This window comes from Pseudomonas frederiksbergensis, assembly GCF_001952935.1.
Classification (GTDB): domain Bacteria; phylum Pseudomonadota; class Gammaproteobacteria; order Pseudomonadales; family Pseudomonadaceae; genus Aquipseudomonas; species Aquipseudomonas frederiksbergensis.
In genome coordinates this window covers 5342347-5357893 of the sequence record NZ_CP018319.1, presented here as the reverse complement: position 1 = coordinate 5357893, position 15547 = coordinate 5342347, and the positions used below count along the sequence as shown (strand labels likewise).

General features: G+C 57.7%; 16 protein-coding genes and 1 tRNA gene. 12 read left to right on the top strand and 5 right to left on the bottom strand.

All coding sequences use genetic code 11. The features are described from left to right. Window positions 1–66: 66 nt before the first annotated feature. A complete protein-coding gene (gene ada, locus PFAS1_RS25275; protein ID WP_076031602.1) occupies window positions 67–1140 on the top strand; it encodes a bifunctional DNA-binding transcriptional regulator/O6-methylguanine-DNA methyltransferase Ada in 1074 nt (357 codons plus the stop codon). Here ada and PFAS1_RS25270 read toward each other — a convergent pair. Both PFAS1_RS25270 and acuI read right to left on the bottom strand, forming a co-directional pair. Then, window positions 1104–1592, bottom strand: a complete 489-nt coding sequence (locus tag PFAS1_RS25270) for a GyrI-like domain-containing protein (protein ID WP_076030970.1) — start codon at window positions 1590–1592, stop codon at window positions 1104–1106. The genes ada and PFAS1_RS25270 overlap by 37 nt on opposite strands. Window positions 1593–1644: 52 nt before the next feature. Beyond that, window positions 1645–2628 carry an acrylyl-CoA reductase (NADPH) gene (gene acuI / locus PFAS1_RS25265; RefSeq protein ID WP_076030969.1) on the bottom strand — a complete coding sequence of 328 codons (984 nt, stop codon included), beginning with the start codon at window positions 2626–2628 and terminating at the stop codon, window positions 1645–1647. A 190-nt stretch (window positions 2629–2818) separates the two neighbouring features. Here acuI and PFAS1_RS25260 point away from each other — a divergent pair, with 190 nt between their 5' ends. The 11 genes from PFAS1_RS25260 to PFAS1_RS25210 all read left to right on the top strand — a co-directional run bounded on the left by PFAS1_RS25260 (window position 2819) and on the right by PFAS1_RS25210 (window position 12397). After that, window positions 2819–3883, top strand: a complete 1065-nt coding sequence (locus tag PFAS1_RS25260) for an NAD(P)H-dependent flavin oxidoreductase (protein ID WP_076030968.1) — start codon at window positions 2819–2821, stop codon at window positions 3881–3883. Window positions 3884–4007: 124 nt separating this feature from the next. Beyond that, window positions 4008–4775 carry a molybdate ABC transporter substrate-binding protein gene (gene modA, locus PFAS1_RS25255; protein ID WP_076030967.1) on the top strand — a complete coding sequence of 256 codons (768 nt, stop codon included), beginning with the start codon at window positions 4008–4010 and terminating at the stop codon, window positions 4773–4775. Next, window positions 4775–5455, top strand: coding sequence for a molybdate ABC transporter permease subunit (gene modB, locus PFAS1_RS25250; RefSeq protein ID WP_076030966.1), 681 nt, complete (start codon window positions 4775–4777; stop codon window positions 5453–5455). The genes modA and modB overlap by 1 nt, the downstream gene beginning before the upstream one ends. Before the next feature lie 3 nt (window positions 5456–5458). Then, window positions 5459–6538, top strand: coding sequence for a molybdenum ABC transporter ATP-binding protein (gene modC / locus PFAS1_RS25245; protein ID WP_076030965.1), 1080 nt, complete (start codon window positions 5459–5461; stop codon window positions 6536–6538). Between the two features lie 75 nt (window positions 6539–6613). Then, window positions 6614–7654: a DNA topoisomerase IB gene (locus tag PFAS1_RS25240; protein ID WP_076030964.1), complete on the top strand. Its 1041-nt coding sequence runs from the start codon at window positions 6614–6616 to the stop codon at window positions 7652–7654. A gap of 72 nt (window positions 7655–7726) precedes the next feature. Continuing rightward, window positions 7727–7948 carry a hypothetical protein gene (locus PFAS1_RS25235; protein WP_074876965.1) on the top strand — a complete coding sequence of 74 codons (222 nt, stop codon included), beginning with the start codon at window positions 7727–7729 and terminating at the stop codon, window positions 7946–7948. 128 nt (window positions 7949–8076) lie between these two features. After that, entirely contained in the window at window positions 8077–8307 is a 231-nt protein-coding gene (locus PFAS1_RS25230) for a hypothetical protein (protein ID WP_056852777.1), read from the top strand. Between the two features lie 308 nt (window positions 8308–8615). Further along, a complete protein-coding gene (locus PFAS1_RS25225; protein ID WP_074876967.1) occupies window positions 8616–8900 on the top strand; it encodes a hypothetical protein in 285 nt (94 codons plus the stop codon). A gap of 669 nt (window positions 8901–9569) precedes the next feature. Next, window positions 9570–9779 (top strand): hypothetical protein, encoded by a 210-nt coding sequence (locus PFAS1_RS25220; RefSeq protein WP_076030963.1) that lies wholly within the window; start codon window positions 9570–9572, stop codon window positions 9777–9779. Between the two features lie 225 nt (window positions 9780–10004). Then, window positions 10005–11477: a DUF3300 domain-containing protein gene (locus PFAS1_RS25215; RefSeq protein ID WP_076030962.1), complete on the top strand. Its 1473-nt coding sequence runs from the start codon at window positions 10005–10007 to the stop codon at window positions 11475–11477. A 26-nt stretch (window positions 11478–11503) separates the two neighbouring features. Next, complete coding sequence (locus PFAS1_RS25210) at window positions 11504–12397, top strand: DUF2950 domain-containing protein (protein WP_076030961.1); 894 nt, start codon at window positions 11504–11506, stop codon at window positions 12395–12397. A 166-nt stretch (window positions 12398–12563) separates the two neighbouring features. On the opposite strand, the gene PFAS1_RS25205 is transcribed toward PFAS1_RS25210, so the two are convergent. From PFAS1_RS25205 to PFAS1_RS25195, 3 genes are all read right to left on the bottom strand, one after another. Then, window positions 12564–12648 (bottom strand) — tRNA-Leu (locus PFAS1_RS25205). Between the two features lie 220 nt (window positions 12649–12868). Continuing rightward, window positions 12869–14122, bottom strand: coding sequence for an OprD family porin (locus tag PFAS1_RS25200; RefSeq protein ID WP_076030960.1), 1254 nt, complete (start codon window positions 14120–14122; stop codon window positions 12869–12871). Window positions 14123–14212: 90 nt separating this feature from the next. Next, window positions 14213–15517: a CitMHS family transporter gene (locus PFAS1_RS25195; RefSeq protein WP_076030959.1), complete on the bottom strand. Its 1305-nt coding sequence runs from the start codon at window positions 15515–15517 to the stop codon at window positions 14213–14215. Window positions 15518–15547: the final 30 nt, after the last annotated feature.

Below are 15547 nucleotides of genomic sequence, written 5' to 3'. Positions count from 1 at the left end.
GACCCGGAGTGCGGCGCCCCTGTCGGCTGGTTAATCTGCATGAAACGGATCAACGGACATGAAGCCATGACAAGCCATTCGACTAAGATTGCCACCGAGAACGACCCTCGCTGGGCCGCCGTTATCGCGCGTGATCCCCGGGCAGACGGGCAGTTTGTATATGCCGTGAAAACCACCGGCATTTACTGCCGCCCCAGCAGCCTGGCGCGTTTGCCAAAACCACAGAACGTCGAGTTCTTCGACACCGCCGAGCAGGCCCAGGCGGCGGGTTATCGCCCCAGCAAACGCGCCGCGAAGGATCAAAGCGACATCGCCGCGCAACATGCTGCGACCGTGGCGGCCGCTTGCCGCCAGATCGAAACCGCGGAGAGTCTGCCTGTCCTGAGCGAACTGGCTGTTGCCGCGGGCCTCAGCAGCTTTCACTTCCATCGGGTGTTCAAAGCGATTACCGGTCTGACGCCTAAAGGTTACGCTGCGGCCCATCGTTCACGCAGGGTCCGTGAGCGCCTCGCGGACGGAGACTCAGTGACCGATGCGCTGTATGACGCCGGCTTCAACTCAAACAGCCGTTTCTATGAAGCCGCCGATCAGCTATTGGGCATGAAACCCGGTGATTACCGCGCCGCCGGTCAGAACAACGACATTCGTTTTGCCGTCGGCCAATGTTCCCTGGGAGCGATTCTGGTCGCGCAGAGTGAACGGGGTGTTTGCGCGATCCTGCTGGGCGATGACCCGCACCAACTGGTTTGCGATCTACAGGACAAATTTCGGCGTGCCAATCTGATTGGCGCCGACCAAGCGTTCGAGCAACTGATCGCCAAGGTGGTTGGTTTTATCGAAGCGCCGGCCCTTGGCCTCGACTTGCCGCTGGATGTTCGTGGCACCGCTTTTCAGGAACGTGTCTGGCAAGCCCTGCGGGAAATTCCCGTCGGCTGCACCGCCAGCTATGCCGATATCGCTCAACGAATCGGCGCGCCAAAAGCGATGCGCGCCGTGGCTCAAGCTTGCGGCGCGAACAACCTGGCGGTGGCGATTCCGTGCCACCGCGTGGTGCGCAGCGACGGCAATCTGTCGGGCTATCGCTGGGGTGTGGAGCGCAAGCGTCAATTGCTTGAGCGCGAAAACCCGTCTGAGTCCTGAATGCCGATATAGACCGACACTGAATCCGGGCTGGTATAGACCTCGAAGTCTGTGGCGAACGAGCGGCAAACCTGCGGGTTGTCCTTAAAGTAAGCCCAGATCAGGCCCCATGCCTGAATGACACAGTCCGGCATCGCCCCTTTCGCACTGAACACCAGGTAGTCGCCTCCCTCCACTTGAATCTGCGCAAAGTCCTCCGAGGGCGCGGTGACCGCCGCACCCGCGGTCACATCGAAGTGGCCAGAAGCGTCGGACTCGTAGTTTGAATAGACGCCGTACATGAAGGAATCCGGCTTTTTGTGGGGGATCTTGTCGAAGATGTCCTCAACGAAAAATCGTTCCCACATCGGGCCGATGCGCGCAGTGCCTGGCTGCTGCTCTGAGGCATTGCAGGTGCGCACTTGCAGGCCCGAGACGCTAAAGGGGCGCACTTCACGCTGCTTTACATCCATGGTCAATAGTCCTTGTCTCTGTCATTTGTCTGTTTGAATTATGGGTGAACAGTTAACGATTGACGTCGACCACCACCCGACCACGTAACTGACCAGCGAGCAAACGCGGTGCGGCCTCGATCGTTTCACTCAAACCGATTTCGTGACTGATCAACGGCAGCAAGGCGAAGTCGAGATCCTTGGCCAGACGATTCCAGGCCAGTATCCGCTTGGCTTTGGGCTGAGTCACGCTGTTGATCCCGGCCAGGGTCACGCCGCGCAAAATGAACGGTGCGACTGAAGCCGGGAAGTCCATGCCTTGCGCCAGGCCACACGCGGCGACAGTGCCGTTGGCCTTGGTGCTGGCACAGGCGTTGGCCAACGTGTGGCTGCCGACCGAGTCGATGACCGCCGCCCAGCGCTCCTTGGCCAAGGGTTTGCCCGGCTCGGACAGCGTGGCGCGGTCGATGATTTCGCTGGCGCCCAGTTGCTTGAGGTAATCGTGTTCGGAGGTGCGGCCGGTGGACGCGACCACTCGATAGCCGAGCTTATTCAGCAGTGCAATGGCGAAACTGCCTACACCGCCATTGGCGCCGGTGACCAATACGTCGCCCTGATCAGGCGTCACGCCATTATGTTCCAGCGCCAGGATGCTCAGCATCGCCGTGTAACCCGCCGTGCCGATGGCCATCGCTTGCGCCGCAGAGAACTCTTTGGGTAGCGGAATCAACCAGTCGCCGTTCAAGCGAGCCTTCTGCGCCAGTCCGCCCCAATGCCCTTCGCCAACACCCCAGCCATTGAGTACGACCTGATCGCCGACCTTGTAATCCGGATGCTCACTGGATTCGACAGTGCCTGCCAGATCGATCCCCGGCACCATCGGGAACTTTCGCACCACCGGGCTGCTGCCGGTGATCGCCAGGCCATCCTTGAAGTTCAGCGTGCTGTACGCAACACGCACTGTCACATCGCCCTCGGGCAGTTGATCGTCATTGATCTCTTGCAGTGTGGCCCGGTAACCGCTGTCGTCTTTGTCGATCAAAATGCCTTGGAACATTGCTGCCTCCAGATGGAATCATCTCAGTTGTCGTGCAGTTGAAATACCACACAGCAATATTTCACCGTACTCGACTTTAAGCCAAGAGTGGCACATGGAACAAAAACTCGACTGGCCTTATGTCAGGCATAGCTGTTACAAAATCGGTCCTACCGTCCCTGCCCTGTTATGACGTCGGAGAACCCTTCAAATGAGCAAATGGCCAGATACCCGCATTCTTGACCTACTCGGCATTGAGCTGCCGATCATCCAGGCGCCCATGGCCGGCGCGACCAACTCGGCCATGGTTATCGCCGCCAGCAACGCCGGAGGCCTGGGCTCGATGCCGGCAGCCATGTTGAGCATCGATCAGTTGCGCGAAGAGCTGAAAATGATTCGTCAACACACTCAACGCCCGATCAACGTCAACTACTTCTGCCATCAGCCACCCGCCGCCGATGAGCAACGCGCTCAAGACTGGAAGAATCTGCTGGAGCCCTACTATCGGGAACTTGGCGTGGACTTCGACGCGCCCACGCCGGTGTCCAATCGAGCCCCCTTCGATAATGCGGCCTGCGAAGTGGTCGAAGAGTTTCGCCCTGAGGTCGTGAGTTTCCACTTCGGCCTGCCGGAAAAATCCCTGCTGGACCGCGTGAAAGCCACTGGAGCGAAAGTGCTCTCTTCGGCTACCACGGTTGAAGAGGCCATTTGGCTCGAACAGCACGGTTGTGACGCAATCATTGCCATGGGGTATGAAGCCGGTGGCCATCGGGGCATGTTTCTCAGTGATGATCTGAGCACCCAGGTAGGGATCTTTGCGTTGGTGCCGCAGATCGTCGATGCGGTGAAAGTGCCGGTGATTGCTGCCGGCGGGATTGCCGATGCACGAGGCGTCGCGGCGGCATTCCTGTTGGGGGCTTCGGCGGTGCAAGTGGGCACGGCGTACTTGTTCACACCGGAGGCCAAGGTCAGCGCGTCTCACCACAAGGCGTTGCGTACGGCCAAGGAAAGTGAAACGGCCATCACTAACATTTTTACCGGGCGCCCGGCACGCGGAATTCTCAATCGGGTAATGCGCGAACTCGGGCCTATGAGCGCCAATGCACCAGCCTTCCCGCTGGCGGGTGGTGCGCTGATGCCGTTGCGCGCCAAGGGAGAAGCGGATTTCAGCAATCTCTGGGCGGGTCAGGCATTTACGCTGGGTGTTGAAATGACCACGGCTGAATTGACGCGGAAGCTGGCTGAGGAAGGATTGGCCAGGTTAGTTCGTCGGTAACGCACTCACCTGCGTGTCCTCAATAACGCGCATTCAACACGTTCCGTTTGCAGGCATTTCGCTATATATTCTGTTATATAGCGTTTTCCCTCCTCGTTGCACCTGCCTACAACGGAGCCGTTTCATGATCATTCGTGCCTCACGTTTTGCCCCCACCTGCCTGGCAACCCTGCTCGCAGTGTTCGCTTTCGTGTCCGCCCAGGCGGGCGAAGTCCAGGTCGCTGTCGCCGCCAACTTCTCGGCACCGATTCAGGCGATCGCCGCTGATTTCGAAAAAGACACCGGGCATAAACTGGTGACATCTTTTGGTGCAACCGGCCAGTTCTACACCCAGATCAAGAACGGCGCACCGTTCGAAGTGTTCCTCTCGGCGGACGACACCACCACGCAAAAACTCGAAACCGAAGGCGACACCGTCAAAGGCTCGCGCTTCACTTACGCCATCGGCACCCTGGCCCTGTGGTCGGCGAAAGAAGGTTATGTCGATGCAAAGGGCAAAGTGCTGAGCGACAACCAGTATCAGCACCTGTCCATCGCCAACCCGAAAGCCGCGCCTTACGGTCTCGCCGCCACGCAGGTGCTGGCCACGCTGGACCTGACCGACAAGGTCAAGACCAAGATCGTTGAAGGCCAGAACATCACCCAGGCCTACCAGTTCGTCTCCACCGGTAATGCCGAACTCGGTTTTGTGGCCTTGTCGCAGATCTACAAAGACGGCAAAGTCACCGGCGGCTCGGCCTGGATCGTTCCAGCCGACATGCACGATCCGATCAAACAAGACGCGGTGATCCTCAATAAAGGCAAGGACAATCCGGCTGCCAAGGCGCTGGTTGACTACCTCAAAGGTCCGAAAGCCGCCGCTGTCATCAAATCCTACGGTTACCAACTCTAATGACGCTATCGAGTGCCGACTTTTCCGCCATTTGGCTGACCCTGAAACTGGCGTCCCTGACTACAGTTATCCTGCTGGTCATCGGCGCTCCGATTGCGTTATGGCTATCGCGCACCCGCTCGTGGTTGCGCGGCCCGGTCGGGGCGATCGTCGCCCTGCCCCTGGTGCTGCCGCCGACGGTGATTGGCTTCTATCTGTTGCTGGCGCTCGGCCCTAACGGGTTTGTCGGCCACTTCACCCAATCACTGGGGCTCGGGACCCTGACCTTCAGTTTTGCGGGGCTGGTGATCGGCTCGGTGCTCTACTCGATGCCGTTCGTGGTCCAGCCGCTGCAAAATGCTTTTTCTGCCATCGGCACTCGCCCCTTGGAGGTGGCTGCGACCTTGCGTGCCAATCCCTGGGACACGTTTTTCAGCGTGATCCTGCCGCTGGCCCGCCCTGGGTTCATCACCGCTGCCATTCTCGGTTTCGCCCACACCGTCGGGGAATTCGGTGTGGTGCTGATGATCGGCGGCAACATTCCCGACAAGACCCGGGTGGTCTCGGTGCAGATCTACGATCACGTCGAAGCCATGGAATACGCCCAGGCTCATTGGCTGGCCGGGGCGATGCTGGTGTTCTCTTTTATTGTGTTGCTGGCGCTCTACTCCAGCCGTAAAACCAAAGCAGGCTGGAGCTGACCGATGATTCATACGCGTCTGAAACTGAAGTACTCAGGGTTCGCCCTGGAGGTGGACCTGCAATTGCCCGGCCGCGGTGTCACTGCTCTTTACGGTCATTCCGGTTCGGGCAAGACCACCTGCCTGCGCTGCATTGCCGGCCTGGAGAAGGCCGATGAGGGCTTCATCCAGGTCAACGATGAGATCTGGCAGGACAGCGACAGGAAGATTTTCGTGCCGCCACACAAGCGGGCGCTGGGTTACGTCTTTCAGGAAGCCAGCCTGTTTCCCCATCTGTCGGTGCTGGCTAATCTGCAGTTCGGCCTCAAGCGCACTCCTCGCCACCAGCGGCGGGTCGACATGGCACACGTGACTGAACTGCTCGGAATCGGCCATTTGCTGGATCGCCACCCGCAGCACCTTTCCGGCGGTGAACGGCAGCGGGTCGGCATCGCTCGTGCCCTGCTCACCAGCCCGAAGCTGTTGCTGATGGACGAGCCGCTGGCGGCGTTGGACAGCCAGCGCAAAAACGAAATCCTGCCTTATTTGCAACGTCTGCATGATGAATTGGACATCCCGGTGTTGTACGTCAGCCACTCGCAGGATGAAGTCGCGCGGCTGGCCGATCACCTTGTTCTGCTCAGCAATGGCAAGGCACTGGCCAGCGGCGCTATCGGCGAAACGCTGGCGCGCCTCGACTTGCCCCTGGCGCTGGGCGACGACGCCGGCGTGGTGATCGAGGGGCACGTCATTGCCTATGACGCCGACTATCAGTTGCTGACCCTGCAACTGCCGAACACGACCCTGAACATTCGCGTGGCTCACTCACTGATGACCCCGGGTCAGGCGCTGCGCTGCAAGGTTCAGGCGCGGGATGTCAGCCTGAGCCTGCAAAGTGTCGAGCAAAGCAGCATCCTCAATCGCCTGCCGGTCACCGTGATCAGTGAAATGGGAGCGGACAACGCCGCCCACGCGCTGATCCGCCTGGACGCTGCCGGCACACCGCTGCTGGCGCGGATCACCCGCTACTCCCGGGACCAATTGGGCGTGCACCCTGGCCAGCAGCTCTGGGCACAGATCAAGGCAGTGGCGGTACTGGCGTAAATCCGCTGGCACGACTGCAACAACGTGCGGTCAATGGCTGTAACGGCCCCTGATCCCCCGCCAAGGACTATTGCCATGCCCGATAGCGCGCTGCCCGATGTGCTGCCATCCGACCTGCATTACGTCGATGACACCCAGCCCGGCATCACCCGCAAGAAACCGCGCGGCAAGTTCTGCTATTTCGACCCTTCGGGCCAGCGCATTACCGATCAGGATGAGATCAACCGCATCAATGCCCTCGCGGTGCCCCCGGCCTACACGGATGTATGGATCTGCGCCGACCCGCGCGGCCATCTGCAAGCTACCGGTCGTGATGCCCGAGGTCGCAAGCAATACCGTTATCATCCGCGCTGGCGAGAAGTGCGCGATGCCGACAAATATTCACGTTTGCGGGACTTTGGGTTAGCGCTACCGAAACTGCGCAAACAGCTTGAAACGCTGTTGGCGGCTCCCGGCTTCAGTCGCGACAAAGTCATGGCCACGGTCATCACCTTGCTCGATGCGACGCTGATCCGGGTCGGCAACTCCCAATACGCTCGGGACAATCGGTCTTACGGTTTGACCACCCTGCGTAACCGTCACGTCGAGATCAACGGCAACGCAATCCAGTTCCAGTTCCGTGGCAAGAGCGGTGTCGAGCACCAGATCACCGTAAAAGACCGACGCCTGGCGCGGGTCATCAAACGCTGCCTGGAAATTCCCGGGCAAAACCTGTTTCAGTACCTGGATGAAAACGGCGAGCGACACACCGTCAGTTCCTCCGACGTCAACGCCTACCTGAAGACACTCACCGGTGCCGACTTCACCGCCAAGGACTACCGAACCTGGGCCGGCAGCGCGTTGGCTCTGGCGGTTCTGCGGGAACTGCAGTGGGAGTCCGAGTCGGACGCGAAGCGGCATGTGGTGGAGATGGTCAAGAACGTCGCAAAACAACTGGGTAACACCCCGGCCGTTTGCCGCAAGTGCTACATCCACCCGGCGGTGCTCGATGGTTTTCTTTTGGGAGCGTTGGCTGACCTGCCCAGACCTCGAGCGCGTAAAGGGCTCAAGGCGGAGGAAGTCGGGCTCGCGGTGTTTTTGGAGAAGATGATCGCTAGCGTTGAAGCGACGAACTGACCTGTCTATTTTTTGCACGATCGCAAATGGCTTCTATAGTTGTTGTGAACCTGAATTAGCTACGGTGACGCCATGGAAGACATTTTCGTTGTGAAACGATGCAACAAGATCATCATCCATGGTCGCCGAGCCGGAGAAACCGATCATCCACCACCTGCCGCCGCCGTCTGGTATCGCATCGCCGATACTCGAACCCGCGGCTTCATCGGCGACGGTTTCGATCGTGAAGAAGACGCCCGGCGCGAATGCCGGCAGCTGAATGCCAGATCGCAAGTGACGGCCCGGGAAGGCTGATGCTACCTGCCTTGCGCGGGTCTATACTGAAAAACAGCTGAAGGATCAGCGACCCCATCAGCAAACAGCTCGCTCCCCTGCGGGCTTTTTGCTGCCAGTAACAGGTTTCTTGAACGGAGGTGTTTGCCATGTCCGAAAAAGAGTCCATCACCACCCTGCTCACCCTGCTCGACTCCCGTCAGGTTCGCCTGGCAGCGGCATGCAAGGAAATCGCCGACTGGGTCGATCATCAAGGCGGGCACCCGACAGCCCTCAGAATCCGTGATCGCCTGAACGACATCGAGAAGGACACACCACTGATTCGCAATACGCTGTCGTCGCTCAAACCTGTCGACCGCCCCCTGCCGCGGTTCAGATGATTCGATCTGGACATCCTCAAGGACACGGCCTGCTTCAGGACGCATGAACGGCGACCTTATCGTCACCGGGTGCGTCCTTGCCTGAGCGTTTCTTGCTACATCCCCAACCCAGCCTGGCGCCGGGTTTTTTTATGCCTGGGCAATCCATTTCACACGGCATTCACATCTCAGGCTTTACATTGACCGGACTCCTTTGAAGAATCCCCTGGCCCGCCCGCACGCGGGCCTTTTTTTTGCTCATTGCGCAGGCAACGAACGTCACCGTACGCTTGAGGTCAAATGATCACACGTCACCAAGGAGGCGTCTGATGGTTACTCACTTCAAAGTAGGCGGGCATTTGGCCTGCGGTCACAAAGGCAGCAAACTCGTTTCAACCAGCGAACTGACCCGGGTGAAATGCAGAAGCTGCCGCAACACCGATGCGTTCAAGGATGCACGCAAAGACCAGCGCAACGCTGCACGCCGCGCCGCACGCAAAGCCAAAGTTACGCATAGCGCCAATGACTGGCGAGCGGCCTGGGTCGAACGGCTCACTGCCATGAAAGGACTGCAACGATTGCCTCGTGGTTTTACCGGTCAGCCTTTCGTTTAGCTGACAGCATCGGCGGCTGAATCGAAGTCATTCGGGCCAGCCGCTGGCGCATGACATCCAACACTTGAAAGCTTCGACGAGAATTAACCCTGCCTCGGGCGCACAAGAAATAGACATTGGATACTGAGTTTATTGTTAGTTGTCTTAGTAATTGATCTGCAAGACAAACTGAAACCCCGTCACTGCGCATGACTTCCCCTCGCTTTATAGGTGACGTAGATCACATCACCTGCAACTTACAATTATTCTAAACATTTGTAGTTAGCGGTTTTTTATTAACACTGCTCTGCCAGCACTCAATATTTCCTAGAGCGGCTTGTCTTTGACGATTTCCCTGTTGAGATCACGCCCCTTCAACACCTGATGAATGTCCTCCCTGCAATCGCTTCGCCCGGCAGGCAGGCAGGCATGGGGCATTGGCGTCCAGAAAGAACGTATAGCAATGGCCGCCACTGATAATTGCTTATATACAGGCAACGCAACATTTAAGAATAGTTCTTCCCGAACTGATCAATATATTTTTTAACGATAAGAATAATAGCGATGCCAGCGATGGGGGCTTTACATCGCTCTGCTATTTTTTGGCGGCGAACAGATTCTTCAACTAGGATTCTATCGAATCCAAATTACACCAACGGTGTTGGCGGGCACTCATCAAGGAGGGGACAGATGACATCAATTCGCAAGACCGAGAAAACCTATCGCACCTGGTCCAGCCCAATCCTGCTTGAACTCAAGGAGAGAGAGCACCAGCTGGACGCTGAAGCCCGCCAGGCCCTCCAAAATGTCTTGGTCGAGAGACGCCTTCTCAATATCGGCAACCCTTCAGGCGAAGATCGACGCGGCGCAAATCCAGGAATTAGCAGCCAGGATCAATAACTGCCGAAAAGTACGGGACTCCCAGGACCCACAACAGCCTTGGCTCGTATACAACTATTCAAGGAACGCAACGCTATGAAACCAAGCGGTATACGCGGATAAGCCTTGGCCTCGAAAAACAGGGCTTCAGTTCGAGATGACAGATCAAATGACAATATCTGTCTTTTTGATGATGACGCAGCCTAATCCGATCTTCGCCAGCCTGTCTGGCACATGGAGGGCGCAATGCGCATTCCTCTGTTTTACGCGATGTCAGCTGTACTGTTTTTGCATGGTTCTGCCGCCCAGGCGCAGCCATCGAATGCCACCGCTGCCCAAACGCCACCCGCTGCAGCGGCAGTCAAGGACGCAGTCTTTACTCAAGAGCAACTGGATCAGATGCTGGCCCCCATTGCGCTTTATCCGGACCCGCTTCTTGCACAGATGCTGATGGCCAGCACCTACCCTGGGGAGGTCGCCGAGGCCGTTAACTGGTCTAAAGCGCATCCTGAAGCCAAAGGCGATGATGCGGTCAAACAAGTGGCAACCCAACCCTGGGACCCAAGCGTTCAAGCGCTGGTCGCCTTCCCCCAATTGCTGGCGACCGTGGGGCAGGATCTTGTCTGGGTTCAGCGACTGGGCGATGCTTTTCTGGCGCAGCCCGATGAGGTGATGGAGGGCGTGCAACGCTTGCGGCGTCAAGCGCAGGCCGCCGGCAACCTGCAGAGCAATCAGTATCAGAATGTGACTGTTCAAAATGTGACCGCTCCCGCCCCAACAACTGCATCGCCATCGACGGCCGCATCCTCGGCCCCGGCCAGCGCTTCCTCCACCATCATCATCCAGCCCGCAGATCCGCAGGTGGTGTACGTTCCCACTTACAACCCGACAACCACCTACGGCACTTGGGCTTATCCAGCATCGCCACCTGTCTACTATCCACCGCCACCCGCCTACTACCCGGGCTCGGCTTTGCTGGCCGGGTTGGCGTTCGGCACCGGCGTAGCGATAATCGGCTCGCTATGGGGTGACTGTGACTGGGGCAATAACGACATCGACATCGACGTCGATCGATACAACAACATCAATCGCAACAACCAGATAACCAACAATCAGAACAAGTGGCAGCACAACGCAGTGCATCGCGATGGCGTTCCCTATCGAGACAACAGAAGCCGGCAGGAATATGGTCGTCAACTCAACGGTGCCAACCAGCGCCAGGCTTATCGGGGGGACGATGCCCAGCGCGCCCAGGCCCGTGAGAATGCGCGTAGCGCCATGGACAGGAGCGGTGTCGAGAGACCCGCCACCAGCAACCGACAAGCCCGTGAACAAGCACGCCAGGCGCAATCGGGAATCTCGGCAGGCAATCGAACGCAGGCAGGCGCGGACAGACCGAAAACGGCTGACAGAAGCCAGGGTAACGCCAGAAATATCCGCGAAAACGAGCAGCCTCGCAAACAGACTGCCCAAGTGAATCAACGTAGGCAGGACACCTCCCAGGCGCGTCAGAGTACGACAAAACGACCGGCTGCCAGCCCAGGCAGTGCCAAAAACAATGCATTCGCTGGGGTGCGTTCACCGTCCCAGTCCAATGCCCAAGCCTCTCGTGGGCGCACTAGCCAGGCTTCCGCTCAGCGCCCGAGCAGCATGCGTTCTGCCGGCAATCAAATCAGTCGGCCATCCAGTCCAGCGCGTTCGAGGGGGGGTCGTCGGTGAAAAGCCAACGTCGAGGAAGAGTACTCATGAATCTGTTGCCTTCGGCTTTGGCGATCATCGCGGGCTTGGCGTGGTCGTGCATGGCGACGGCGCAGCAGGCATTCTCAACGCCGGAAAAGGCTGTTGAAGCGTTCGTCATGGCACTGGGAAAGGAAAAGGCCGATCAGGTACGCCTGACAGAGTTGCTGGGAAAAGACTGGCGCCTGGTTATTCCCCGCGAAGGTGTACAACGCAGCGATGTCGATGAGTTTTTGAAGCAGTATCACGAGCAACACCGCATCGAAAAAACCAATGACCGCAAGGCAATTCTGTCGGTCGGCAGTGACCGCTGGACCCTGCCTATCCCCCTGGTCAAAGGGGCAAACGGTTGGCAGTTCGACATGAAGGCCGGCAGCAATGAAATCCGCGCACGCCGTATCGGCCGTAACGAACTCTACACGGTGCAATCTGTGCTGACCTATCACGATGCCCAGATGGACTATGCGTCGGTGGACAATGACGATGACGGTGCGCTCGAATACGCACAGAACATCCTGAGTACACCCGGCACACACGACGGACTCTATTGGGCGGACGACGATAGTGGTCAGGTCAGCCCGCTTGGCCCATTGTTCGGCGAGGCCGCCGGCGGTGACGACTGGCACGGTTACCACTTTCGCATTCTCAAGGGACAAGGCCCCTCGGCGCCGGGGGGTGCCTACAGCTATATGATCGGGGACAAAATGAGCCGCGGCTTCGCGCTGGTCGCCTGGCCGGCGAAATACGATGACACCGGCGTGATGAGCTTCCTGATCAGCCATGAAGGCCAAGTGTTCGAGAAGGACCTAGGCCCCGACAGTGACAAGCTGGCGAAATCGATGAAGCTGTTTGATCCGGATAACAGTTGGAAGGAAGTGACCGTCGATCAAGATCCAGAGTAAGTAGATTGTCTGGCGTGTCATCAACCACCAGAACGGTGGCGGCAGGATAAACGTAGTAAAATCCCTCGCGCTCTTTGATTCCGTTCAGACCGCAGCAAAAAAACACCAGAGTCGGTTAGACGCTAGTGACAGGGATGGGATTGGAAAAATGCAGCGGATTTTGAAGTGGTGCCCCGAGCCGGAATCGAACCGGCACGCCCTGCGGCGGCAGATTTTAAGTCTGATGTGTCTACCAATTTCACCATCGGGGCATGGGAAATGCAAAAGCAGGCGCCGATTTAACCCTAAAACAAAACCAGAATCAATCACTTAGGAAATGAGGCACCCTTATGGCCATGAAAATCAATTTTACCAAGTCCACGTTGTACGATCTGAGGTGTCCGGACCGCAAAGCCGACCCTCTTCACCCAATCCTATGAAGCCGCCACTGAAAAGGCGGCCTGGGAAAATCGGGAGGCAGCAATCAGGGGATCACCAGAGGGCGATGTCATAGGTAAAGTAGATCCGGTTGCTATCTCGGCCACGGGAATACTCAGAGCGGTAAACGTAGTTACGCAACCGCACACCCAGACCTTTGAAGGTGCCTTGTTGCACGACGTAAGCCAGTTCGGCGTCACGTTCCCATTCTTTTACCGTGGTGGTGGACTTACCGTCGTTGCCGCTCAGATACCGGGTGGAAAACGTCAAACCGGGTACGCCCAGAGCGACAAAGTTGTAGCCGTAGTTGAGCATCCATGTCTTCTCGTCCTCCTCGATGAACTTGCCTATACCGGCGTTGCTGAACGAGTAAACCGTTGCACCGCTGATATAGGGCAAACTGGCGTCGCCATCGAGGGTCTGGTATCCGCCACCGAAGGTATGACCAGAGATGGCGTAGGACAGCTGCCCGCTCAGCATGTTGTTGTCGATCTTGCCACCGTAGGCAGAGCCGGTATCGACACTGTTGAAATAGCGCAAGTCACTGGTCAGTACGCCGCCTCCCAGGGGTAGGTCGTGCTGGATACCTGCGAAATTCTGTCGGTAAAAGTTTTCCAGTTCGCCGTAGAAGTAACTCAAACGAATGCTCTTCCCCAGCTTGTATTCGGCGCCTGCATAGCTGAAGTCGCCTGATTTATCTCCGCCGTAACCGTCGGGCACAATCGGCATGCTGTCGCTGGAATCTCGCAGTTTGAATCGATCCAGGTAGCCCCCGGTGAGGGTGAGGTTTTCGATGTCGACGCTACTGATCTGTGTGCCTTGGTACGTTTGCGGCAACAGACGCGCATCGTTGTAGATCAGCACTGGTGTCTTGGGTAACAAGGTGCCGTATTTAACCGTGGTCTTGGCCAATTGGGCTTTGGCAGTCATACCCAGACTTGCGAATTCGTCAGCCGCACGACCGTCATCATGCACGGGCAACAAGCCAGTGCCACTGCGACCACGGCCGGAATCGAGCTTGACCCCGAGCAGGCCGAGGGCATCAACACCAAACCCGATAGTGCCAGGCGTAAATCCCGACTGGTAATCCAACAGAAATCCCTGGGCCCACTCGGTTCGTTCGCTCTTCGCCGTCCTTGCTGATCTGGGACTTAAACCATGCTCGTCGCGGAAATTCTCATTGAAGTAGACGTTGCGCAATTGCAGCTTAAGCTTGCTGTCATCGATAAACCCTTCTGCACTGGCGCTGGTCAGCGGCAACAAACCGAGAAAGGAAAACAGCGCCCGTTGGGTAAACAAAGTGGTCATAGCGAACTACTCATTGTTGTTATTTGGAGTGCAGAACAGCGCACGCCTCACTGGTGAGGCGCGTCAGGAGAAACAGGTGGCGTGGTTGAATCAGGTGAAGAGACTAATCGCACCGGTCAATAGAGCTAGCGCCGTGATCACCAGGGAAGTCAGCACAGCCCATTTGACGGTGGCTTTCTGGAAATCGCCGATATCGCGATCAACCATCCCCACCAGCAACAGCGTCGAAGCCACGAGAGGGCTCATCAGGTGCACAGGTTGTCCGAGTATCGAGGCCCGGGCGATTTCAACCGGGTCGATGCCATAGGCTGCGGCCGCGTTAGCCAGAATCGGTACCACCCCAAAGTAGTAAGCATCGTTGGAAAGAACAAAGGTCAACGGCATGCTGGTGATCGCCACCACCAGTGGGAACAGGTGACCCCAGGATGGCGGAATCCAGTCCACCAGCGTTTGCGCCAGGGAGTCGACCATCTTGGTGCCCGAGAAGATCCCGGCAAAGATACCGGCAGCAAACACCAAAAGTACGACGGTCATGGCGTTGCCCGAATGGGCGAGAATGCGCTCTTTCTGAATATCCAGTTGCGGGTAGTTGATCATCAGTGCCAGCACAAAGCCGATCAGGAACAGGATCGCCGAGTGCATGAGCCCCATTACCAGCGCGACCATGACCGCGATCACCAGCAACAGGTTCACGTATGCAAGTTTAGGCCGCTTGTGTGGGGTATCGCCCAGGATCGCGTCGATGTAGCAATTACCGCCACCGCTCTGTAGCTGCACATTGCCGATGCGTTTACGCTCGGCACGGCCCAGGAGGAAAGCAGTGAACACCACCCACATCGCGCCGCCGATCATGGTCGGCAGCAAGGGAACGAAGTACTCGCCGGCATCCAGGCCCAGCGCCGCGATCGCCCTTGTTGCGGGCCCACCCCATGGGGTCATGCCACTCATGATGCTCAAGGACAACATGGCGATGGTCGCCAGAATCATCGGGTTCATGCCGATACGCTTATACAACGGCAGCATTGCCGCGCAGGTGATCATGTAGGTGGTTGTGCCGTCGCCGTCGAGGGCGACCACCAGTGACAGCAGCGCGGTGCCGATAGCGATTTTCATTGGATCGCCGTTTACACGCTTGAGGATTTTGCGAATCAACGGGTCGAACAACCCGGCATCAATCATCAGTCCGAAGAACAGAATGGCGAACAGCAGAAGCGCAGCCGAAGGCGCAACCATCTTCAGGCCGTCGAGCATCATCTTGCCCGTAGTGCCGCCAAAACCGCCAATCACCGCAAACACAATCGGCACAACAGTCAGGGCGACAATCGGCGATAGGCGTTTCGACATTATCAGGTAGGTGAAAACCACCACCATGGCCAAACCAAGAAATGCGAGCATAGGTCAGTTCTCTTGTTCTTATCAGTAGCG

Coding starts and splice junctions, on each gene's coding strand:
- acuI (WP_076030969.1), bottom strand. CDS start 2,628: ATGTTCCAAGGCATTTTGATCGACAAAGACGACAGCGGTTACCGGGCC.
- modC (WP_076030965.1), top strand. CDS start 5,459: ATGATTCATACGCGTCTGAAACTGAAGTACTCAGGGTTCGCCCTGGAG.
- modB (WP_076030966.1), top strand. CDS start 4,775: ATGACGCTATCGAGTGCCGACTTTTCCGCCATTTGGCTGACCCTGAAA.
- ada (WP_076031602.1), top strand. CDS start 67: ATGACAAGCCATTCGACTAAGATTGCCACCGAGAACGACCCTCGCTGG.
- PFAS1_RS25230 (WP_056852777.1), top strand. CDS start 8,077: ATGTCCGAAAAAGAGTCCATCACCACCCTGCTCACCCTGCTCGACTCC.
- PFAS1_RS25270 (WP_076030970.1), bottom strand. CDS start 1,592: ATGGATGTAAAGCAGCGTGAAGTGCGCCCCTTTAGCGTCTCGGGCCTG.
- PFAS1_RS25215 (WP_076030962.1), top strand. CDS start 10,005: ATGCGCATTCCTCTGTTTTACGCGATGTCAGCTGTACTGTTTTTGCAT.
- PFAS1_RS25240 (WP_076030964.1), top strand. CDS start 6,614: ATGCCCGATAGCGCGCTGCCCGATGTGCTGCCATCCGACCTGCATTAC.
- modA (WP_076030967.1), top strand. CDS start 4,008: ATGATCATTCGTGCCTCACGTTTTGCCCCCACCTGCCTGGCAACCCTG.
- PFAS1_RS25200 (WP_076030960.1), bottom strand. CDS start 14,122: ATGACCACTTTGTTTACCCAACGGGCGCTGTTTTCCTTTCTCGGTTTG.
- PFAS1_RS25195 (WP_076030959.1), bottom strand. CDS start 15,517: ATGCTCGCATTTCTTGGTTTGGCCATGGTGGTGGTTTTCACCTACCTG.
- PFAS1_RS25225 (WP_074876967.1), top strand. CDS start 8,616: ATGGTTACTCACTTCAAAGTAGGCGGGCATTTGGCCTGCGGTCACAAA.
- PFAS1_RS25235 (WP_074876965.1), top strand. CDS start 7,727: ATGGAAGACATTTTCGTTGTGAAACGATGCAACAAGATCATCATCCAT.
- PFAS1_RS25210 (WP_076030961.1), top strand. CDS start 11,504: ATGAATCTGTTGCCTTCGGCTTTGGCGATCATCGCGGGCTTGGCGTGG.
- PFAS1_RS25220 (WP_076030963.1), top strand. CDS start 9,570: ATGACATCAATTCGCAAGACCGAGAAAACCTATCGCACCTGGTCCAGC.
- PFAS1_RS25260 (WP_076030968.1), top strand. CDS start 2,819: ATGAGCAAATGGCCAGATACCCGCATTCTTGACCTACTCGGCATTGAG.